Source organism: Paenibacillus sp. G34, assembly GCF_056856875.1.
The window spans coordinates 430,501-452,336 of sequence record NZ_CM166469.1; the positions used below are offsets into that span (position 1 = coordinate 430,501).

At 40.4% G+C, this 21,836-nt stretch carries 22 protein-coding genes; all 22 read left to right on the plus strand.

What is annotated here, in order from left to right; all coding sequences use genetic code 11:
* Nucleotides 1-113 precede the first annotated feature (113 nt).
* The 22 genes from AC1VYS_RS02050 to AC1VYS_RS02155 all read left to right on the plus strand — a co-directional run bounded on the left by AC1VYS_RS02050 (nucleotide 114) and on the right by AC1VYS_RS02155 (nucleotide 21,605).
* A complete protein-coding gene (locus tag AC1VYS_RS02050; protein ID WP_221823829.1) occupies nucleotides 114-287 on the plus strand; it encodes an aspartyl-phosphate phosphatase Spo0E family protein in 174 nt (57 codons plus the stop codon).
* Between the two features lie 182 nt (nucleotides 288-469).
* On the plus strand, nucleotides 470-685 hold the full coding sequence (locus tag AC1VYS_RS02055; RefSeq protein WP_146236230.1) for a hypothetical protein: 216 nt from the start codon (nucleotides 470-472) through the stop codon (nucleotides 683-685).
* A gap of 103 nt (nucleotides 686-788) precedes the next feature.
* Nucleotides 789-1,682, plus strand: a complete 894-nt coding sequence (locus AC1VYS_RS02060; protein WP_482912783.1) for an McbB family protein — start codon at nucleotides 789-791, stop codon at nucleotides 1,680-1,682.
* A complete protein-coding gene (locus AC1VYS_RS02065) occupies nucleotides 1,672-2,502 on the plus strand; it encodes a nitroreductase family protein (RefSeq protein ID WP_482912784.1) in 831 nt (276 codons plus the stop codon). Before AC1VYS_RS02060 ends, AC1VYS_RS02065 begins: the two co-directional genes overlap by 11 nt.
* 10 nt (nucleotides 2,503-2,512) lie before the next feature.
* Complete coding sequence (locus tag AC1VYS_RS02070) at nucleotides 2,513-3,553, plus strand: YcaO-like family protein (protein ID WP_482912785.1); 1,041 nt, start codon at nucleotides 2,513-2,515, stop codon at nucleotides 3,551-3,553.
* Nucleotides 3,554-3,573: 20 nt separating this feature from the next.
* Nucleotides 3,574-4,674, plus strand: coding sequence for a YcaO-like family protein (locus AC1VYS_RS02075; RefSeq protein ID WP_482912786.1), 1,101 nt, complete (start codon nucleotides 3,574-3,576; stop codon nucleotides 4,672-4,674).
* A gap of 15 nt (nucleotides 4,675-4,689) precedes the next feature.
* Nucleotides 4,690-5,451 (plus strand): hypothetical protein, encoded by a 762-nt coding sequence (locus tag AC1VYS_RS02080; protein WP_482912787.1) that lies wholly within the window; start codon nucleotides 4,690-4,692, stop codon nucleotides 5,449-5,451.
* 11 nt (nucleotides 5,452-5,462) lie between these two features.
* On the plus strand, nucleotides 5,463-6,170 hold the full coding sequence (locus AC1VYS_RS02085) for an ATP-binding cassette domain-containing protein (RefSeq protein ID WP_482912788.1): 708 nt from the start codon (nucleotides 5,463-5,465) through the stop codon (nucleotides 6,168-6,170).
* Nucleotides 6,171-6,420: 250 nt separating this feature from the next.
* Nucleotides 6,421-7,374: a copper amine oxidase N-terminal domain-containing protein gene (locus AC1VYS_RS02090; RefSeq protein WP_482912789.1), complete on the plus strand. Its 954-nt coding sequence runs from the start codon at nucleotides 6,421-6,423 to the stop codon at nucleotides 7,372-7,374.
* A gap of 12 nt (nucleotides 7,375-7,386) precedes the next feature.
* Nucleotides 7,387-7,971 carry a hypothetical protein gene (locus AC1VYS_RS02095; RefSeq protein ID WP_482912790.1) on the plus strand — a complete coding sequence of 195 codons (585 nt, stop codon included), beginning with the start codon at nucleotides 7,387-7,389 and terminating at the stop codon, nucleotides 7,969-7,971.
* Nucleotides 7,938-10,718: a DUF5704 domain-containing protein gene (locus AC1VYS_RS02100; RefSeq protein WP_482912791.1), complete on the plus strand. Its 2,781-nt coding sequence runs from the start codon at nucleotides 7,938-7,940 to the stop codon at nucleotides 10,716-10,718. Before AC1VYS_RS02095 ends, AC1VYS_RS02100 begins: the two co-directional genes overlap by 34 nt.
* Nucleotides 10,719-10,845: 127 nt before the next feature.
* Entirely contained in the window at nucleotides 10,846-12,066 is a 1,221-nt protein-coding gene (locus AC1VYS_RS02105; RefSeq protein ID WP_482912792.1) for a WXG100 family type VII secretion target, read from the plus strand.
* A gap of 16 nt (nucleotides 12,067-12,082) precedes the next feature.
* Nucleotides 12,083-12,523 (plus strand): hypothetical protein, encoded by a 441-nt coding sequence (locus AC1VYS_RS02110; protein WP_482912793.1) that lies wholly within the window; start codon nucleotides 12,083-12,085, stop codon nucleotides 12,521-12,523.
* Nucleotides 12,524-12,819: 296 nt separating this feature from the next.
* Nucleotides 12,820-13,518 (plus strand): hypothetical protein, encoded by a 699-nt coding sequence (locus tag AC1VYS_RS02115; protein ID WP_482934459.1) that lies wholly within the window; start codon nucleotides 12,820-12,822, stop codon nucleotides 13,516-13,518.
* 127 nt (nucleotides 13,519-13,645) lie between these two features.
* Nucleotides 13,646-14,977 (plus strand): WXG100 family type VII secretion target, encoded by a 1,332-nt coding sequence (locus AC1VYS_RS02120; RefSeq protein WP_482912795.1) that lies wholly within the window; start codon nucleotides 13,646-13,648, stop codon nucleotides 14,975-14,977.
* 28 nt (nucleotides 14,978-15,005) lie between these two features.
* Nucleotides 15,006-15,503 carry a hypothetical protein gene (locus AC1VYS_RS02125; RefSeq protein WP_482912796.1) on the plus strand — a complete coding sequence of 166 codons (498 nt, stop codon included), beginning with the start codon at nucleotides 15,006-15,008 and terminating at the stop codon, nucleotides 15,501-15,503.
* 699 nt (nucleotides 15,504-16,202) lie between these two features.
* Nucleotides 16,203-16,526 carry an HNH endonuclease gene (locus tag AC1VYS_RS02130; protein WP_482912797.1) on the plus strand — a complete coding sequence of 108 codons (324 nt, stop codon included), beginning with the start codon at nucleotides 16,203-16,205 and terminating at the stop codon, nucleotides 16,524-16,526.
* Between the two features lie 179 nt (nucleotides 16,527-16,705).
* Complete coding sequence (locus AC1VYS_RS02135; RefSeq protein ID WP_482934460.1) at nucleotides 16,706-17,038, plus strand: SMI1/KNR4 family protein; 333 nt, start codon at nucleotides 16,706-16,708, stop codon at nucleotides 17,036-17,038.
* Between the two features lie 603 nt (nucleotides 17,039-17,641).
* On the plus strand, nucleotides 17,642-18,022 hold the full coding sequence (locus AC1VYS_RS02140; protein ID WP_482912799.1) for a 1,4-dihydroxy-6-naphthoate synthase: 381 nt from the start codon (nucleotides 17,642-17,644) through the stop codon (nucleotides 18,020-18,022).
* 249 nt (nucleotides 18,023-18,271) lie between these two features.
* Nucleotides 18,272-18,457, plus strand: a complete 186-nt coding sequence (locus AC1VYS_RS02145; protein WP_261764645.1) for an aspartyl-phosphate phosphatase Spo0E family protein — start codon at nucleotides 18,272-18,274, stop codon at nucleotides 18,455-18,457.
* A gap of 599 nt (nucleotides 18,458-19,056) precedes the next feature.
* The gene (locus tag AC1VYS_RS02150) at nucleotides 19,057-20,823 is read left to right on the plus strand and encodes a sensor histidine kinase (RefSeq protein ID WP_482912800.1); all 1,767 of its coding nucleotides are present in this window, start codon (nucleotides 19,057-19,059) and stop codon (nucleotides 20,821-20,823) included.
* A 5-nt stretch (nucleotides 20,824-20,828) separates the two neighbouring features.
* The gene (locus AC1VYS_RS02155; RefSeq protein WP_482912801.1) at nucleotides 20,829-21,605 is read left to right on the plus strand and encodes a response regulator transcription factor; all 777 of its coding nucleotides are present in this window, start codon (nucleotides 20,829-20,831) and stop codon (nucleotides 21,603-21,605) included.
* The last annotated feature ends 231 nt before the right edge of the window (nucleotides 21,606-21,836 follow it).

Genomic DNA, 21,836 nt, shown 5'->3' on the forward strand with positions numbered 1-21,836 from the left:
TACAATATTATGCAAAAAATAATATGTTCTAAAAAGCACCTGTAGTCATTAGTAAAACTAGATAGCTTACTCATATTAAATGTTTTTTAGAATGTCCTAGAGGGGTACATGCCATGAGAGAACGAAGTATCTTAAAAGACCAAATCGAGCAAGGTCGGCAAGAGTTGAGTCGCTTGGTGGATCAATATGGAATCCCGAATGTGAAAGTGCTTGAGCAGTCTATGGCGTTGGATGAGCTAATTAATGAGTATAATCGATTTACTTTAGGAATGAATATGAGGAAATGAATGATATGATATTTAAGCTTTTACCAAATAATTACACATGTTAATTTGTATAATTATTCAAATAATTTAAATATAATATTCTTTTGCAAAATATTATATTTTAAAAAGGGATCAACATACTAGTTCAATTTTTGAAAAGGTTAAATGAATTTTTTATCTATATTAAATAAGGAGGTGAGTGTATGGGAGCAAGTAAACCTGGTAAAGGCAGTAATAAATATCCCGAGCTGACTAGCGGGGATTTCGGTGTTGGAGCAATCAGATTTCAAAATCCTCCAAATACAGGCGGGGGAACGGGGAACACCGGTAGCTGTGGCGTTAATGTTAGTTGTGTACTTTGCTGTTGTTGTGGCAAAGGTGGTGGAGCGGATAATGTACAAAAACAAATTGAACTATAGGACTTTTTTTGATCCCCAATAATTATATTGATTCGAGTGCGGCAATATACGTATTTAGGATATTAGCCGCACTTGAAGTTTAAAGCGGAGGTGTCATATCACTTTGATTACAAAAGAGTACACTACGTATACATTGAATAACTTTGTTATCTATGAAATAAACTTAAATGAACTAGTTTTAATGCATAACTATGGGATAGTGAAAATAAAAGAAGCAAGATTAATAGAAGAAATTAAGAAATGGGATAACAATAATATTAAATCAGTCCATGAAAAAGAACTTATGGATGTTTTTCAAGAAGATTATTCAAATGCTATAGCATTTTTAGAGAGTAATTACATCTTCATTACTAAAGAAGAGGTGAATTTCTCAATAGAAAAATGCATTTTCTTAAGTAACAATGATGAAATACTTAAAGTATCCCAAGAGTTTCTTTTTGAGAACCAAAACATGAAAAATTCCATTGTAAATCTTAATGAAGAAGCGAATAGCACGTTATTTTCAGAGAAGAATAGTAATACTTTATATGTAGTATTTATGAATCCTTACAGTAAAGAAATCGCCAATAAGATTACTTCACTTGTAAGAAAGAGTGAGAATTCAATTTTATTGATGAGTTACACGTATAACAACAACTTTTATATTGATTCTCTTTATAGCCCTCAAGCATCTAATCCATGTCATTTTTGCCACATAGGTCACATTGAATCACAATTACGTGTAGATTCTACTGGGAATATCTCTTACCAGCAAATTATCGATTCGATTTATAAAGATGAACCCAAATTCAAAGTTCATACTCCTCTTAACAAAAATAATATATTGAATATACTCTCGTTATTAAGTAATAAAATAAGTAAATATTTCACTTTGGAAAATGGTAGAATAATCCATAACGAAGAGTTGCATGAATGTTCTGTATTTGATCTCCAAACGAATAATTACTATACAGATTATTCATTACATTGGGAGCTATGTGATTGCTATGAAAAATAAATATGTTGGAAGTCTAGAACATAACACCGTGGAAAGGTCATTCACTGATTACATTTACTCTTCTCATATACCAAAGAAAGTTGAAAACTATATTCTTAAATTTCATCAAAGCAGTACTTTGCTAAAGTTGCCTGATTCCAAGCACCAATCCATCGATGATAACGTTATCCCATGGCTTGAATATGTGCAGTACACAGATATCACTCCTGATTATTACGAACAGAAAATTAATCTTAATACAAGCACAGAAGTGAATGTAATCGGAAGTTACAGATCATTTAACAAAGAAAGAAAGTTCAATTTTGAAGAGTTATCCCAATTATTAAATGATGCTTTTATAAGAGATAAACAAAAAGGGTCTAAAAAATATGGTTCTGCTGGTGCTCTCTATCCCATAGTTCCGTTGGTACTCGTGTTCCAAGATCATGATACTTTAACAAGAGGTGTTTACGTATATGATGGTATAGAACAAACATTGTTAAAAATAAAGTCTTGGGTCAAGGACGAAGCACTCCATATCAAGAAGTATGTCTGTCATGATGCAATAGATCTACCGGAAATTTGTATTGCATATGCAGCAGACTTACGCAGATCAATAATCAAATATCATATCAGAGGGTACAGACATGCTCTAATAGAGGTAGGGGCCATGAGCCAAGTATTTAAAAATTCTCTCCATAAAATGAGTAAAGGTGTCGGGGAGGTAAGCTGGTCTGGATTCAATGATAATGAACTGACTAAACGATGTGGTCTTAATGTGAGATTGTGTCCAATAGTGATGCTTCAATGGTTTGGATACACGGATTCAATAGGAAAATGAGGTCGATATCATGTTGTATTTATCAAATCCTCTTCACTTTAATATACCGGAGCAAAAATTTATTACTGACGACATATACACATCCTTCTCAAGGATTGGGAACTTTCTTAAAAATGGTTATATAGGGCCGGATAGTTCCACTGCAATAGATTTTAATAAGCAACAGTCTCTAATCAAAGCCTTTTCAGAAATGATCGAGAGAAGGGCAATATCTGCCGGGGGCATCCCTTTTGATGAGAAGAGTGTTTACGCTATTAATATGGTGAATTCAAGCAGTGTACTTATTAATAAGAAATACTCAACGTATTCATTATCAGGAGAATTCCCAATTGATACTACCGGAACCTCTAGTCATATTTCGTCACAAAAAGCAATTGTTAGTTCTCTCCGAGAAATTATTGAAAAAAATGCCTTGTATCTATTTTGGTATGGTAAACGAGGTTCTAAAATTAAACTAGATGTATCTCTGATAAACAAACATAAGATTTTATCTGGATTAATGTATCAAAAAAATAAAGAAGTTCTTTTTTTTATCAATGAATATTTTTATCCCTTAAAGGTAGTATTTTGTTTTATTCTTTACAAAAATTTCGTGTGCTCTTCTGGGGTGGGTAGCTCTTTTTCCATTGAAGAGGCTATCCTTAAATCCACACAAGAAGCCGTTTTATTACAGTGGAAAGAAGAAAGTAATGAACTCGTTGCTATGTCACGCCAAGTGTTCAAGAAAAAATATGAAAATCAATCTGAGATTATTGATTACTTATCTGTAGGGTACGGAAGTATCTCAACTAGTGATTATGAAAAAACGATGAAAGAATTAACAATCTCCAATTTGTTGAATATACTTCCTGCTTGGGTGGATGAGGTATATATGATTCCGCTAAAACAAACGGTAACTACAAAAATTAAATGTATAAAAATCTACTCTCCTTATCTTTTTAATCATATTCCTTTAAAAGAGTACATTAACCTAAGAAACCCTATGAATGTAAATACGATAGATCTTAACGAGCAAAGCATGTTGAAAATACCTAACTGTATTGTAGTGTGATAGAGAGGAGAGAATACGCTTTGATAAATAATCCAGTTAACGGCACACCTTTTATGATTGAAAGGTTTCATATCAAACAAAATTCATTTCTCCTTGACTATTTTCAGAGTGATGTTATTACGTATTCTGAGAATGGCCCGCCTGCAAGCGCAATTGATTTTGATAAAAGAAAATCAATTAAAGCAGCAATAGGAGAGCATATAGAGAGGGTATCTGTTTTTAACAATTATCATAGATTCAGGGATCAATTAGTAGAGGGAGTCAACATGCTGAATGGTACAATAGAACAATTTCCTCTACATCGTATTTTGTTGAACTGGAATGATCCTATACTTAACAAATTAAATCTAGATAATATATATAGCGATACCTGCGGAATGGCCTCTCATGTTAGTTCCTATCAGTCAATAAATTCTGCATTTTTAGAATTCTTTGAAAGACAAAGCTTGCTCTTTAGTTGGTTCACTAAATCTCCTGCTAAAAAGATTCATATTGAAGATATAAAATTTATAGATCTTCAATCCATTATCCAGATGTCTCGGATACATGTAGATGAGGTTTTTATGTACGATATATCGTTGTGTGATGAGGTCAAGGTAGTAATTACAATCGCCTTTGGAGAAAAAACTAAAGGTGTTGGGATAAGTGCTGATTGGGACTACCGAGGTGCAATAACAGGCAGTTTAAAAGAGCTATTCCAATATATAACTGTGGAGCAACCTATAAAAAAATCGAATTATCAAAATACGGAAAACTCGGTTGATCCTTTACTTTACTCTCATTATTTTATGGAGAGACTTGGTGTAGATGAATTAAAAAGCGAGTTTCAATACCTAGAGAAATCGGATCAAGTGTGTGGTGAACTAATAGATGGAGACAAAGCCGATCCTAATGAATTTTATAATACAGTAAAGAAAATTTCTTTAAAATTAGCAATGGATTTTAATCTTTGTTATATACCAGCTCTTGATGGAGAGTTGAATACAAAAATTGTTAAAATCATAACAAATAAGGGCTTCCATCACATGTATGCTGCAAAAATAGATCCAACTCAAGTAGAAATCTTAAAGCCTTATAAGAATCGATTACACAATATAGGGAAAATGCTCCCGTTTGGATAAATTGGAGGTTGTATTTTGAAAATAACTCGTGAATACTTCCGTCTGTTTACTAAAATGATGTTAAGCAACAAAGTAGCATTCGTATGGTATTTGTTATTTCCCCTCATTGCTTTTTTTATCTTTAATGTTCAATGGTTTACTCAGGGGCCTGAGATCAATGAATTTTACATCCAAACCAGTGTATTTGTTTCATATATTATCTTTGTGATGTCCATCGATGTGACGACCAACCTGATCTCTTTAAGGGAGAGCGGTTTTTTCAAAATGTTCAAATTTATCTCGGGTAGTAAATATCCTATTATCTGGGGAAAAGCTCTGAACCAAATTGGTTTTCTGTTCTTGACGATTCTTCTGTTCTCGCTAGTATCGGGAGTGATATTCCTGGATAGCTTTGGACAGGTTGCTTTGTTTCTCGCCGTGTCTTTAACAAGCTGTATAGTGGGATCTGTCATGGTCATTTTATTAACGCTTATCCTCATGCTTCTTCCAGTAAGGCAAGAGTCGCTGAATGCGGTGGTCAGTATGAGTTTACTGGTCATGTTTTTTCTATCAGCAAAGGGACTGGCGTATTCAACAGAGTATGGTCTACTTCTGGTGTTCATCAACCCTATGGAATACGTAAGAAATCTAACTTTTTTATTAGCAGAATGGTTTATGGATAGCCCGTTCCCACATTTGAGTCTGATCAACATGAGCTTTATCACACTTTGTTATGTTACCTGCGGACTTATCGCACTCAAGTTTGTGAAAGTCATATCCAGAACACATCGGACATAGCAGGAGGACCTATGATTAAAATTGAAGATTTGAGCTTTTCTTATCCCAAAGCCTCTCGCAAAAATCTGGATCATTTACATGTGGAGTTTCCCGAACAGACCGTTAATATGATCATTGGCAAAAATGGTTCTGGCAAAACGACATTATTTGATCTGATCGCGAATGTGATAAAACGCCCGCCAGAAATACAAGGTATTCCTGATGAGAAGGAGATCATCTACCAGCTGCAGGGTTTGTTATTTCCTCTAACCTTGAAGGCTAAGGATCTCTTTCGTTTTTTCCTGTATTCCGATCACTCCAACCGTATTGAAGTGAACAACGAACCTTATGTAGATGAAGCTATGAGTCCAGCTGAGGTTGAATTGGTACAGCGTGTATGGAATATGGAATTTGGACAACTATCTGTTGGGGAGAGGCGTTATCTGTGTATTCTGGCAATCACATTAATGAAGAGAAAATTGTACATCTTCGATGAACCATTGGCGGGAATCGATCCTGAGATGCGTTATCATATTTTAAAAAGGATCGAAAAGCTGGCACTCCATAATGAGTGCACTGTACTGGTCTCGAACCATCACTTGCAGGATATTGCAAATATTCAATGTGTTCTGCATTTTATTCATCAAGGTAAAATCACCTTTAGCGGATCATATGAGACATTTGTTGAAATGGGAGATGGAGTGAATCCGGATTTGGCGTTTTTGGAGCAGGTGAAGTAGGGAGAGGTATTACACCAGTGTTAAATCATTATTCCTAGCTATTTTACTGGACAGTGAGATAAATTAATCTCCCTGTTGTTTTTTTTGTATACTACTAACTTTAATAGCACTAGGACATACCATTTAAATTGGTATATTCTTCTCTATATTTCCATTTATGATTCAAATTTAGGATGCTTTAGCCGATAAATAGAGTATGAATCGATAAGATATACATAGAAACTACATAGGAAGTAGAGGAGTTCAAAAGATGAAAAAACTAATGTTAGCAGTATTAGCGGGTGTAATCAGTGTGAGTTTAATTGGATCAGGAGCGGAATCGGCTTCCGCTGCGGGTAAGCCTAAGCAAGTAGAAGTGTTGTTAAACACCATTAAGATGAAATTTCCAGACGCTAAGCCATTCCAAGACGCTCAGGGTAGTGTTATGGTTCCCATCCGATTTGTATCCGAAGCGTTAGGCGCGAAAGTTACATATTTTAAAGAAGGCAAGGTATCCAAAGTCGGAGTGTACAGTAAAGATCACAAAGTAGATATGACGATTGGGCAAACCTCAGCACTAGTAGATGGACAAAAGAAAGATTATGGAACGCAAATTATATTAAAGCAAAACCGGACGTTTGTTCCTCTTCGCTTGGTCAGTGAAGGCCTTGGTGAGAAAGTAGAATGGGATAAGATTGGTCGTTGGGTATGGATTGGAAATAAGAATTTTCGAAGTACAGATGATAAGCAGTTTAAGTTGACGAAGCTGAGTGATTTCAAGGCGTATACAAAGACCAAGGATATTTTCGAAAATTGGGAGGGTGAAAAGTACTCTGGGGTAAAGATTATAAAAGAGACTGATTTGCCAATTCAATTAGGAAATGGTCAAGTCATCTACAGCTTGGATTTGGTGAAGATTAAAAAGGCCAGATTGGAAATGGTGGAAGTTCGTAGTGATGCGAGAGGTAAGCCAGCCGCATTCTTAATAAAAAATGGATATGCAAAGATGCGTCAAGTATTAGATGCAGCGTTCATAAACAATGGCGACAAAACGGGTATGAATCATTACCCAATTTTAAGTACGGTGGATAAGTTTGCCACTGGGAAATATGTTGAATCTGATAATAGCTGGATGAATTTTAAAATTAGCCAGGCTGATTATATTTTGTTTGAGGATAGCAATTTAAAGAGTTATGCTGTTGTTCTCGTTAATCCGTTCAAATAAGGAAGAAGTATTATGAAAAAAACTATTAGTTGTGCGCTGAGTCTTATAATAATTCTCTCATCTGTGCTAATTATATTCACATTCAATTCAGGAAAGGCAGAAGCCGCCGTATTTTCTATTAGTTCTAATAGGTTATTTAAGGACCCTAGTCTTAATAAGCCCAATACCTTCTATTTTGTAGGGATGGTTTACTACGAAGTCTGGAAAAACAGCGGTGGTTCATGGACTGGAGCTGGTCACCATCCAGATTCTGTAGTTCGTAAAGTGGATGGTGGAACCTATGAATTCACTTTCGGAACCAACCGAAAAATCAAAAGCATTGAGGTAAAGCAATTTGATTTTAATTGGACACATGCTAATGAAACTTTCCAAACTTCTAGAACTGGAGAATTGAAAGATAAATCTCAAGAGTATTATCAGGGTGCGACTTCAATAGTAAACTATAATAATTATGAGAAAACTCCTGTTTCTGGACTAGGAACAAATAAAGCACAAAAAGCAGTACATGTTCAGAATGGCGTGTTAAAAGCAAAAAGTAGAATTGATCGAAAGCTTGAAGAGGAGTGGAGAATGATCAGGTTTTTGCTCCGGGTGTAGAAGGGTATCGTTATTATTTCCCAACCTTATTTACTATTGAACTTGAACCAGATGAAGGCAAAGCAATCATTCAGCATTTTGATACAAAAGGGAATCCTTTGAATGGTATAGACGGTTTTACCGACAAGGAAACGAAGCTAGAGAAGGACAGGAATTATACCTTTCCACATTCCGCCCCGGGTGACAAATATACATATGAAGGTCATAAGAAGAGCACGCGCGAAAAACCTAAAGTCATAGGCGGTTCTCGAACGGGGGGAGACCCGGCGGGATTCAAGTATGACGGCACCTTTCCTAACTACTACGTTTACTACTACTACAAACTTAAAAATCAAGAGGAACCGAACAATCCAGATATAGTATGTACCCGGCCGGAGCCCGGACAGACGATGGAAGGAGAGAGCATGAACCCGGCCGTCAGGGCCATGGTTAAGGCAGATCAGCGAGGAAGAGAACCGTTCGATGTGCTAAAGGGCATTCCGACATCAGAAAGTCTGTACGGCAACGTCTTCGCCCTGGACTATCTATTCAAAAACCAATTTGTTCAGATGACAGGCACGTGTACCTATACTGTCGTTGTAGAAACAACCTGGACGCTAACCTGGACCGAAGAGGGCGAGGATGAGGAGACTCCTCCTACACCCATGACGGATACCGAAGTGGTGCCTAGTTCGTATAGCGTAGTTCGACCTTATTCGTATTGGACGATTGCAGGACTTAGTGTCTACAACATTGAGGAAGCTACTTTAGAAAACTACGCCTTCTCAGGGGAGCAGATCACGATCAATCCTTCCGGATATACTCCACCTGATTTTACCGCGGAAACGACGGGAGATTTCTACCCGGCGCCACTGCCTGAGAAGGTGGAAGGGCCGCCTCAATCCAAGGACGGTGAGGACAGCAGGCCAGACCCGGATCCATTAGATTTTCAGGATGTAGCTGAAGCAGCCATTCCCGATGTGCAGGTTGAAAATGATTCGTTGGTGTTCAAGGGCCAGACGATCATGGACAAGCAGCGTACGGCCAAAGAAGGACCACAACCTGGACAAATTCCTGAACCAGAGGAAATTGACCAAGATGTGCTCTACAGCCCGTATAACTATATTCCGTCCGAGAAGACGAACAAGAAGGATCAACCGAGCACAGGACAGATCCGTTATACGCTGGCGGACGGCAGTGTTGAGGCTGAGGAGGAAGAACTGGCATATGACATTGCAGGAATCAACACCGTCACGGTCCACACTCCGGTCGTCAACTATTCTCTCGTATCGGATGATCAGCCGCATAACCAGAAAACCGTACCCAACATGAATCGCTCTGCCTTGATTTTGGAGCGTCCATTCACCGTGCGCATGCCTACCAGTGGACAGCACCTGGATGTTGGCTCGTATCCGGGATATGGGGATCGGGACTATGCCAAATATTATCGGATTAAACAGGTGCGATTCCCTTTTGATGTATATAGCGAAGACCGGACGCAGTTTTATCCAAGGAACACGTGGATTGATGTTCCGGTGTATGTCCTGGATACGACCTTCTATCTCCCGGTTTGGGTCGACGAAGGGGACTACCAGGTACAGTTCCGCAACATTGCCGAGAATGCTCCGGACGATTTCGAAAGCATGTCTCGCAGTAATGCACAGCCGGATGCGAATACCGATCTAACGTATCACTTGGCAAGTGATGAAGTTTCAGTTGAAGTGATTGGCAGGTTATACGATTTTGAAATCACAGATATCGCTGATTACAACTGGGAACTGGTCTTCCGCCGATTCAAGGGAAGCATTGCCCCGACGTGGATTAGCTACTGGACAGGCACAAAGAATATTGACGGGGACAAGCGGGGCAATTTTTCACAGTTCACCGTACCCATCCGTCCGGGAAGCCATCCGCTTCAGGGGTATCAGAATGTAGCCATGAAGACGGGATACCACTTTAAATTCGATTTTAAAACCAAAGGCAATATGTTTGGTCCGCGAGATGGCATTCGGCTTACACCGACCTTTGATTTTGTGAGCAAGGATGGAAAAACGCGTGTTCCAGTAGATTTGTACTATTCGACCAATCAACGGAACTTTATCCGCATTGGTTCGGCAGAGGATCAGGTGAAGCGGTTTGTCATTCTGAACGATCGGATGCGTCAGGTGCCTGGGGTGCAACTGCGTGATACCGCAACGTACAAGTACAATCGCTATGGTGAGATACACCCGGGTATGATGAGCGAGCAAGCGTATCAAGAATACTACCGGGACAAGTTTACGAAGATGAAAACACCCGTCGGTGGATACAGTCTGCTGCTGATGCCAGAACAGCTACGGACATTCATCGGGCCAAAAACGAACATCCCAACGACAGCCAGTGCAGATGTACTGCGAGCCAATGCGGCAATTCAGCAATGGTATGGCGAGTATAGCTTACCAGCAGAGCCCTATGTGGTTCAGGCCGGAACCAATCTGGCCGAGTATGGGCGAACGCATGGTGGACTGGATGCTAAATCACCAATCTTCTTGAAAAATGGATATATTGTGGTGAACTTTAACCTGGAGTCTATTCGGGAAGGTAATCTTGCCGCTCCGCATTTGCAATATATTCACGCGCCGCTAATGAACCAGTGGTTGCTGGAAGGTTTCCAGCGTCAGGTGCTGGATAGCTACGAAAATTCATTTACGTTACGAGATGGAGATGTGGTCTTTTACCATGCGGATCGCTCGAGCCGAGATGATTTCAGTGCACAGGTGCCGCATTAAGCAAGCAAGAGAAAGTATTTTTAAATTAGCTATAAGGAATCCAAGTAAGGGAAAGATTGCGTGTGTGACGCGTTAGTTTTAACGAAAAGAAGACGTAGAGTCCGAATCTGGACAGATGGAGAATACGATGAGTAGAATACAAGTGACTCCCGAACGACTGTTTGAAGCGGCACGAGAGGTGGAGGAGACTCGCGGGCACATGGAAGATACTCGCGAGGAACTCGTTCGCTTGATGCGCTGGATGGAATCGATGTGGTCGGGAATGGTACGCGAGCGGTTTCTAGAACGATTTGAAGAGAACCAGCCTAGGATGATCGAAACGTTAGAAAGCTTGGCCTACATTGCGAAGGAGCTTCGAGAGATCGGCAGGCGGTTTCAGCAGGCGGATGAAGTCAGCGGAGCAGCCGTAGCAGGCGCTGTAGCCACCATGTCGATTGGGCTGAAAGCGACTCAGAGCAATGATAATAAGGGGTATCGGATGCAGTATGATCCTCAATACCACATCTATCTACCGGTCAATGAGAAGGGGGTAACCGATCAGGCAGCCTTGCAAGCGTATGAACGAGATCATGGAAAGATCGATATGACTAAGATGGGGCAAGCTCCTGGGGCAAATCCTGCCCCGGAACAGGATTTGTTTCAGTTACAGATTGAAGCATTTGAGCTCAGAGTGAATCCGTTTACGGGAGAGCCTGTCACAGACGATTATGCCAAGATGATGATCTCCTCCTTGAAGTGGAGTCAGATTGTAGCCGGAATTGGGATGGTCGCGGGTAGTATGAAAAACGGCAAGGGCCCCTATAAGGGTCGCGGAACCAATGCAATATTGGACAAGGTGAAGCAGACGATTCGGGATGCGAAGGCAAAACGGGGAAAGGCTGATGAGAGAACTAGAGGAAATGGGAATGTTGGTGTTACAGAGCCGACAGTTTCTCCAGGCGGGAAGCCTAAAGGTAAATATGAGAAACCAGATCCTAAAGATCCTCGTCCGAAAGAACTACAAAATGAAGCAGCAAATTTCTTAGCTAGTAAAGGCTATAATATAGAAATGCTGCCTGATACAAAAGGGGGAAATGGTTATGGAATAAAAAAAACCTCATGTCCAGACTTCTTAATAGGTGGAAAAGCATTCGATTGTTATTCACCTAAAGAAAAAACACCTGTAAGAAATATTTGGGATACTGTAAGAGTGAAAACAGAAAAACAAGCGAGTCGAATTGTCATTAATTTAAACGATTTTAAAGGATCAGTTGATGATGTAGCTAAACAATTTAAAGAATATAAGATAAATACACTAGAGGAGTTACTTATCATTAAAGATGGAAAAGTAAGAAGGCTTTATCCTTAGAATTGGAGGGGTTGTATTGTTTTATTTGTTTTATTTGGCTGGAAATTATAGCTTTGATCATTTGAAGAAAGTAGTAACTGAAATATTGTGTAATGAGGAGATAGTAACTGATTCTGATACAGAGCTTGAAGTAATAACAAATGGATTTAACGTAAGTATTACTGAAGGCGGGGATAGTGTTGAATTCAGAAGTGAGGATTATGAAGTGAATTTTAAATATAGTATGTGGTTTGATATTTATAGTGATCATTCAAACGGTGTAAATAAATTAATGAAGTTTGTCGGAATCATTATGTCAAATTTAGAAGGTGAGTGTTTATTGGAGTCAAATGGAGACACTCCTTTATTGATAAAGAGAAATAATATAGTAATAGTTGATGATAGCGGGTTGGGCGGCACGGAACGATTTCCATTCTATGAACTAAAAATAAAATATCAAGAAGGTAGCATAATTTAGGAAATTAAAATGTATTCAGACTGCTGAACCAGTGTAGCCTTGGATAAGGTAAGCAAATTATTTGAGGTATATCGATAAGATTGTTTCGAATGTTCGAAGCAGTCTTTTTTTATGTATAAACAAAACGCATATACGTAGCTAGATCACTTAATTGCTCTCTACAATCAATGTATACATTCATACTCAATTAGAACTCAATTAGAACATAAGAGAGAAAAACCGGTTTAACCCCCGAATAATGGACACCGCACCTCTTATTTGTGAGAAAGGATGGAAAAACGCGTGTTCCAGTAGATTTGTACTATTCGACCAATCAACGGAACTTTATCCGCATTGGTTCGGCGGAGGATCAGGTGAAGCGGTTTGTCATTCTGAACGATCGGATGCGTCAGGTGCCGGGGGTGCAGCTGCGTGATACCGCAACGTACAAGTACAATCGCTATGGTGAGATACACCCGGGTATGATGAGCGAGCAAGCGTATCAAGAATACTACCGGGACAAGTTTACGAAGATGAAAACACCCGTCGGTGGATACAGTCTGCTGCTGATGCCAGAGCAATTACGGACATTCATCGGGCCAAAAACGAACATCCCAACGACAGCCAGTGCAGATGTACTGCGAGCCAATGCGGCAATTCAGCAATGGTATGGCGAGTATAGCTTGCCAGCAGAGCCCTATGTGGTTCAGGCCGGAACCAATCTGGCCGAGTATGGGCGAACGCATGGTGGACTGGATGCTAAATCACCAATCTTCTTGAAAAATGGATACATTGTGGTGAACTTTAACCTGGAGTCTATTCGGGAAGGTAATCTTGCCGCTCCGCATTTGCAATATATTCACGCGCCGCTAATGAACCAGTGGCTGCTGGAAGGTTTCCAGCGTCAGGTGCTGGATAGCTACGAAAATTCATTTGCGTTACGAGATGGAGATGTGGTCTTTTACCATGCGGATCGTTCGAGCCGGGATGATTTCAGTGCGCAGGTGCCGCATTAAGCAAGCAAGAGAAAGTATTTTTAAATTAGCTATCAGGGATCCAAGTAAGGGAAAGATTGCGTGTATGACGCGTTAGTTTTAACGAAAAGAAGACGTAGAGTCCGAATCTGGACAGATGGAGAATGCGATGAGTAGAATACAAGTGACCCCGGAGCGACTGTTTGAAGCGGCACGAGAGGTCGAAGGTACTCGTGACCAAATGGAAGATACTCGTGAGGAACTCGTTCGCTTGATGCGCTGGATGGAATCGATGTGGTCCGGGATGGTGCGAGAACGATTTTTAGAACGGTTCGAAGAGAATCAACCCCGTATGAAAGAAACGCTGGAGCATTTGGCTCAGATCGCGAAGGAGCTTCGAGAGATCGGCAGGCGGTTTCAGCAGGCGGATGAGGTCAGCGGAGCAGCCGTAGCAGGCGCTGTAGCCACCATGTCGATTGGGCTGAAAGCGACTCAGAGCAATGATAATAAGGGGTATCGGATGCAGTATGATCCTCAATACCACATCTATCTACCGGTCAATGAGAAGGGGGTAACCGATCAGGCAGCCTTGCAAGCGTATGAACGAGATCATGGAAAGATCGATATGACTAAGATGGGGCAAGCTCCTGGGGCAAATCCTGCCCCGGAACAGGATTTGTTTCAGTTACAGATTGAAGCATTTGAGCTCAGAGTGAATCCGTTTACGGGAGAGCCTGTCACAGACGATTATGCCAAGATGATGATCTCCTCCTTGAAGTGGAGTCAGATTGTAGCCGGAATTGGAATGGTCGCCGGTAGTATGAAAAACGGCAAGGGTCCCTATAAGGGTCGCGGAACCAATGCAATATTGGACAAGATGAAGCAGACGATTCGGGATGCGAAGGCGAAACGGGAGCAGGCAGGCAAGAGTGGTAAGGAGACGGGGAATGAATCAAAACCTGCTCTTAAAAAGGTTGATTGGAATGAATACAAGCGCGTAGATAATTATAAACCCACATTTATGGATAAATTTCAAGAAAAAGAATATAAAGCTGCATCGAAGGATTATGTTGATATTAGAAGTGTTGGTATGAGTGATATTGAACAGGTTGCAAAAAATACTGGTATGACAGTGGAAGAAATTAAGGCCATGAAACAACACATGTTTTTTGATAAACATAAAATTCCTTTAGATAATAAAAGTTATCGAGTTGGTCACTTTACCCCTGATTTGGAAGTTGGATTTATATGGAAAGAAGCACAAAAAGGTGAGCTGGATCCAAAACAAAAAAAATGGTTTCAAGAGTTAGCTAAACATGAATTAACTGAAAGTGAAAAAATGAAACAAGGCTATCCATATAAAAATCCTGGTTCGTATCAGAAAGATAGTGATGATTTTGGTTCAGATCCTCCTGGTGCACATGATTTAGCTTCTAACCAACCTTCATTTGAACTTCCTGGAGGATATGAATATTATGCGAAAAAGGTTCTTGAGCAATAAAAATAGAGAAGAAAGGGCGAAATAATTTATGGAGAATCTCAATCAGGCAATTAAGCGTATTTCTGCAATAGATTGGAGTATTATTGGGAACAAGCAAGCAAGGTCACATGTTCACCTGAGTAAAGAATACTTAAGAAGAGCATCACTATTTCTCAAATACTACCCTGGACCTTGTAGGTATCCTTTTATTGTTATTTCAAATTCTATAATTAAACCACAGATGAATGTTGATGATTTGCAAATATTAAAGGAGATCGACAACAGTTATGTTAGAGAAATCGCCAAAAGTTATTTAGAATTAAATGCGCTCAGGGATGAAGGAAATCAAATCGCTATTGATAATAAAGATTTGTTAGAGCCAGCAATAAAGCTTTATGAGAGAGGAGGACATTTCTTTATAAGAGGAGGTTATTTAAATGTAGCCGGTGCTACTGATCTTCTTTCGCTTACAAAGCGAGTTGAAAGGGAACCCCTTAATATAAGCGATGAAACCTTAGATGCACTTGATAATAGTCAGAATTCGTGAGTGGTCTTCCAGCCCCAAACATTTTCATGATTTGTGGTTAATGAGATGGTAAGACCTTTTGGGAAAGAACTCTCACAAGAGATCATAGATATTCTCGTTTGAGCCCTGCTGCCAGGATGAGTAAGGATCAGCAAAGTAGACAAGAGATCTATGTCTTCTTCTAGACGGGGCTAAGAAGTGGAACTCCTTTTCTCAGTTAACAGTAGCCGTCTGGCCATGTTTTTTTATTTAATCCCAGCCGGTGTCCTACTTCATAATAAAAGCTATGGGGGTGATGTATGGTCAAGGCCATTTAATATAATTTAAAAAAAGTCGCTAAGTTATGAACTGCTTTCGGAACTATACTGAAGGCAGTTTGTTTAGTTAGCGTTGTGCTAGGTTTTGGTAGTAAAAATGGGACGTAGTTGCAATTCTCCGCTCTGAATTGTTCATGCTTCTTAAGCATAAAGCCTTTCCGTTTTGAGATGCGAGAAGGGCCCTCTATTAAAGAATGCAATAATTTTGACATATAATACAGCTTAAAGTCGGCTTTACCAGGCTTTTGGAAATATAAAATCACCTCATTTAAATAATATTAACAATTTTTTGTCAGGTAATAAGAAGTTTAATGAGGTATTAGATGACTATGCTACAGTTTATGCTGACAAAGTTAATTCAAATACCCCTTGAAAATGGATAAATATACCAGGTGGAAATTCTTTGACTCAAAAGCAGATCAAGTTAATTAGAGAATGCGCGAAAGAATTGAAAAAGATACCTGATGTACCTATGAATCCTGGCACAAGACATCCGGATTTCGTAAAAGCTGGTTTAATCATAAAGATTGCTGGTAAACCTGTTATTTTACAGTTACCTAAAAATTATTGGAAGGAGACCGATCTAAAACAGTTCCAATGGCTTGATTCACAACTTCCAGGTGGGAAACGACCACATGGAACAACATGGCATCATTCTGAAATTAACGGTAGAAAAGAATTAGTATCTTTTGGTATACATAAAGGTAGAAGGGCTCCAGGTGGTTGAGTACACGCTAAAAGATAAAATATAGGAAGTGGCAAAAATGAAAATGGATTTTAATACAGTTGTTCTACCGTTGCCGAGCGATGGATTACTAGATGTAGTCGAACGAAGCTTGAGAGTTTCATTTCCCGAAGCTTATAGAATCTTTATTAAGGAGAATAATGGAGCTGTACCAATCACTAATGTTTTTTAGTTTTAATCAGCATGAATGTCTTATCGAGAAATTTTTGTGTGTACTAGATGACAGTGAGTCTGATCCCATAAATGGTTGGTATGATATTGAGGTTACTATTACACAAATAGGGGATAGATTAACTGACAATGAGGATTTAATCGGAATGAATGTAGTTCCGATCGCGGCACTTTTTTCAGGAGATTTTATTTGTTTAGATTTCAGAGAAACACAAGAGCCTACAGTAGTTATTTGGTTTCATGAAGAGTCAGAGGAATTTTCTCCTGTGACACAAGAGGTTGCCCTCAATATATCTGAATTTTTCGAGGTGCTAAAAGAGTAGGGCTTTTTAGTTAATGTTAACGTATTATAAATTGCCCCCTGCGCTGAAATAATCGGGGGCTGATTTCATAAGGACCTAACCCATGTAATACTCGTATAAAGATTTCTTCAATTTCGTTTGTATACAGATCAAATGCTTGAAATAAATAACGCTATGCCGGTACAACAAACCAAACAGGCTAATTATGGTCAGATACCACCATGATTGACTTATGGACAATAAGGATTTAGAAAGTGCGTTGGTCGACTAGATTTTGAATAGCTGTTGCATTTAATTTGCTTTATGAAGTTGACCAAGAAAAAGCAAAAGAGATTATTTAGCAGAAATTAACAAATTCATCTGCAGCATTGATTGGGGCTATAATGGATAATTTATCAACCGATAGCTTACAACCATTTGGAGAGTCACTCTCATCTGATTTCTAAATGCAATTATAGAAAGATATTTTGATTTAAGTGAAGTCGAAAAGGAATGTATTCATGATAACTACGAATGGTTCAAAGAATCTTTTGAAAAAAATGAAGTACCATGTAATAACGTTATTTAGCAGATTAAGCAAGTTATTTATAGTCAACGTCACTTAAATAATGCGAGGTGATTTCAATGGATGAAAACATTGATTTATTTACAAAAATATTTTTAGATACTGACTCTGAAAAAGGAGAAGTTATAGAGATAATATCTAAGATTGGATACGGAACGATTAGTGGCTCATACTTTTCTACAGAACAAGCAGATATTTATATTTTCAACAATGGAGATTTCAACCAAGATCGAAGGAATTTAGGAAATGATAAATTTCTATATTACAGATATTGTATAGAAATTAAAGCTGCTGAAAATGTAGAGAATAATGCTTTTGTTGTAGAAGTAACAAATTTATTAATAAAGTTATGGGATGCCGGTTATAAGGCAATAGCATCTTGTGACTTTGAAGAGTTTCTTCCAAGAAAAGGAGGATACAATTTCCAGGAAAGGCTTTGAGTTAGTTATAGTGAAGCATCATTGGATTTATTGCATGTATTTTCAAAAGATATTTTACATACGAAATGTAGACGTTGCATTGTTTTTTAGATCTATATTTTGTGGTTTGAGTGATTATAAGAATTATTCACAAAAATATGGCTTATGAAACTAATACCCTGCAAACAATCATTTCATTTTGCAAAGGAACAAAATATGAATTTTTTGGCAATCTATCCTATTATGTTATACAAAGAGGGGGTGTATGCTGTGAGTGAACCGTTGCAGATTAAAGATCGAATTGAACGGGATAGACAAAAGTTACGTCGGTTGGCGGAGAATCATGGCATGCAGGATAACAAAGTCCTCGAACAGTCCATGGTTTTGGATGAGCTAATCAATGAATATTATCGTTTCCAATATAAACATATGATGAAGAGACAACCGATTGCTTAATGCAGTCGGTTTTTTGATGTGACAATCTCTTTTCTTCGAGGATTTAGAAGAATCATGGAGTCTATAAGAAGCACCCACCCCAATAAAACCTGCTTAATCTAGGCTGTACCTATTAGATGCCAAAAAGGAGTCGACTGCAATGTTGCAGTCGGCTTTTTAATGCTGTCCCGAACGAAGTGCCACACATCTTTCAAACTGCTCCCAGAACAACCTCTATCCACCTCCCTCTTAAAATTTCTTACTAAATCCATAGCTTACGGGATAGGCGCCGCATCTCTAAACTGGATATGATGACCTCAATTCATCCTGTTTGATGCATCTGTTTGTTCCATCGGATGAATCATTTCATTGAACAACAGCAAGGTTTCATACAATGATTCAACGAAGGAGGGGGACAAGTGAATGGCAGGAAGGGTGTGGAACTTATACAGGCTTTTTGTTCTAGTTGCTTTAGGCGTGCTTTTCAATTGATGCGCAGTTTTTGTTCTATTCGAGATTTCATAGATTTCAGCTCGATCCGAAAAAGCATAAACCTGCGCTCCAAGCTGCTAGTGCTTTTTCTGGCATTGACGCTCTTGCCGCTTAGTTTGCAGGGGGTAATGAGCTACGCCCATTTTTCACAGACGCTGGATCGGAAAACGGAGCAATTCACCATTGATATGGTGCGGCAGATCAACACCAATCTGAACCGAATGCTGAAGGATTTTGAGCGGTTGTCGCTCTTGCCGCTCTATGACCAGACTGTTCTTGGCATCCTGAGGAAGTACGATGGGGCGATGGGTGCAGGGACTTGGGCGAAGTCGGATGATTATCAGAAAATGAAGCTGTATACGTCAGCTCAGGCCTATGATCGGCCAGAGATTCGAGGCATTCATCTGATCAGCAATAGCGGCATCCTGTTCTCTAATCTGGACTCCCTTGCGGTCAAACCCGTCTGGAACGCCAGCCAAGAGAAATGGTTTGCCGAATTAAGGGGCACCGAAGGCATATGGCACTTGCTTCCTCCGCATATTCCCGGCTACTACGTAAGTGGTCAGGAAGCGGTATACATCACCGTGGGCAGAGAGCTGCGTGATCCGGGAACGCTACAGCGGCTGGGGTACATTTTGATCGATATCCGGCTGGAGGCCTTTGGGCAGCTATTATCCAACCTGAATTTTGAGCAAAAAGCAAGCCTGATGATCGTAGACAGCCAGCAACGTCTTATTTTTGAAAAAACGTCTACGGACGGGTTATCTGCTTATACTCCTTTGTTATCCCATGGAAAGCTTCAGAATTATGCAGACAATCAGAAGATAGCACTGGATGGACATTCCTACCTCCATGTAAGGCATCATTCAGTATATTCAGGGTTGTCTGTGATCAGCCTGACGCCAATTACGGTCATTCAAAAGGAGTCGGGGGAGATGCTGACTTTCACGATGGGACTTGCCCTTCTCTGTATGGCGGCTGTAGCGATTCTCGCCGTACTCGTATCGTATAGGGTCACCCGTCCGCTTATTCGTCTGAAACATCATATGATTCGGGTGGAACAGGGTGATTTCAGCCAGCGGGTTACCCAATACAGCAGTGATGAACTGGGGCAGATCAGCAGGGGATTTAACCGCATGATGGAGGAGATCCATCGTCTGTTCCATGAGGTGTATATGCTGGAAATTCAGGAACGGGAAGCAGAACTGTCGGCGCTACAGAGCCAGATGAACCCTCATTTTATATACAACACACTGGAGTCGATCAACATGATGGCTGTCCGCCAGAGGCATGCCGAAGTATCTGCAATGGTGACAGCGCTTGGCAAGCTGCTGCGATACACCATTGATAAGGCAGATCGCATGGTGACGCTGCGGGAAGAGCTGGCGTTTGTCGATTCTTATGTACGAATTCAGCAAGTGCGTTACAACGGTGAACTGGAGATCATCTATGACATGGAGGAAGCAGTTAACGACTGTCTTGTTCCCAAGCTGATCCTGCAACCGCTGGTGGAAAATGCAATCTGCCATGGGATCGAAGGACGGCTAGCAGGCGGCAGCACGGGTGGTAATAATGGCGGCATGATCTGGATATCTGCCGTTTTATTCGATCAGGAACTGCTCATCAGTGTTCGGGACAACGGCAAAGGGATGGAACAGGAGGAACTGGATCGGTTAAATGCTTCTGTTTCTGGGCAGACCGTTTCTGGACAAAACGTGTACCCACCCGCTAATCCCATTCTGCACCGTCATGCCGGGGAGAGTCTGGGACTACACAATATTGCTCAAAGGCTGCATCTGGTGTATGGAAAAGACAGCGGACTAACGGTTGATGGAAGTCCTGGACATGGGCTGGTGGTTACCTTATCCATTCACCTTCAACGGAAAGGGGATTGATACGCATGTATAAAGTGCTACTTGTCGAAGATGAGACGGTGATCCGCCAGGGATTACGAGAGTTGATTGTACAGGCATCCCCTCAGTTTCAGGTAGTGGGGGAAGCGGCAAGCGGAGCCGAGGCACTGGAGGTACTGCGCTGTGAAGTGCCGGATGTATTAATCACGGATATCCGTATGCGCGAGATGGATGGATTAACGCTGGTTTCATTAGCGAGAGAGATGTACCCTGATCTGCTCATGCTTATCATCAGCGGGTACGGGGAGTTCGAATATGCACGCAGGGCGATGGAACACGGGGTATTAAGTTATCTTTTGAAGCCAATCGAACGCCATGAACTGGTGAAAAGTTTGCAAAAAATGCAATCGCTGCTGGACCGTAGAACCGGCCGCTCCACACTTCCTATCCCCGAAACCTCTGGCACTGCCAACCCGGAACACGGGGAACCCCGCAAAATTATTCGCAGCGTGAAAGAGCACATCCATCAGCATCCCGATGGTGACCTGCGGCTCCAGACGGTTGCTTCACTGGTCAATCTGAACCCGACGTATCTGAGCCAGTTGTTCAAAACCGAGACGGGCATCAACTATTCCGAATATATCGCGGAGGCACGAATGGAGCGGGCCAAATGGCTGCTGGTCAACACCGGACTTAAAATCTATGACGTTGCCCGGTTATCCGGGTTTCAGAGTCCGAAACATTTCATGTTGGTTTTTAAACAGCAGATGGGATGTACGGCAGGGGAGTATCGTGATGGATATGATGTGCAGCGTGGGGAGTAGTAAGAAACAGAGAGTACAGGTAAGAGAGTAGCACTAGCAAAATGCCTCTTGGTTTAGAGAGTATGAAAGAGCGTAGCACAGAGAGCATTTAGGCGAGTGCTGTATGAGGCCAGGGACAGAGCCACGAGTAAATCTCTTTAAAAAACGTACCATTTCTGCAACTGACGTGATTTAGGAGTAAGCAATGCTTTCGATATACTGAGGTGGCACAGGATACCATAACGTCCATAA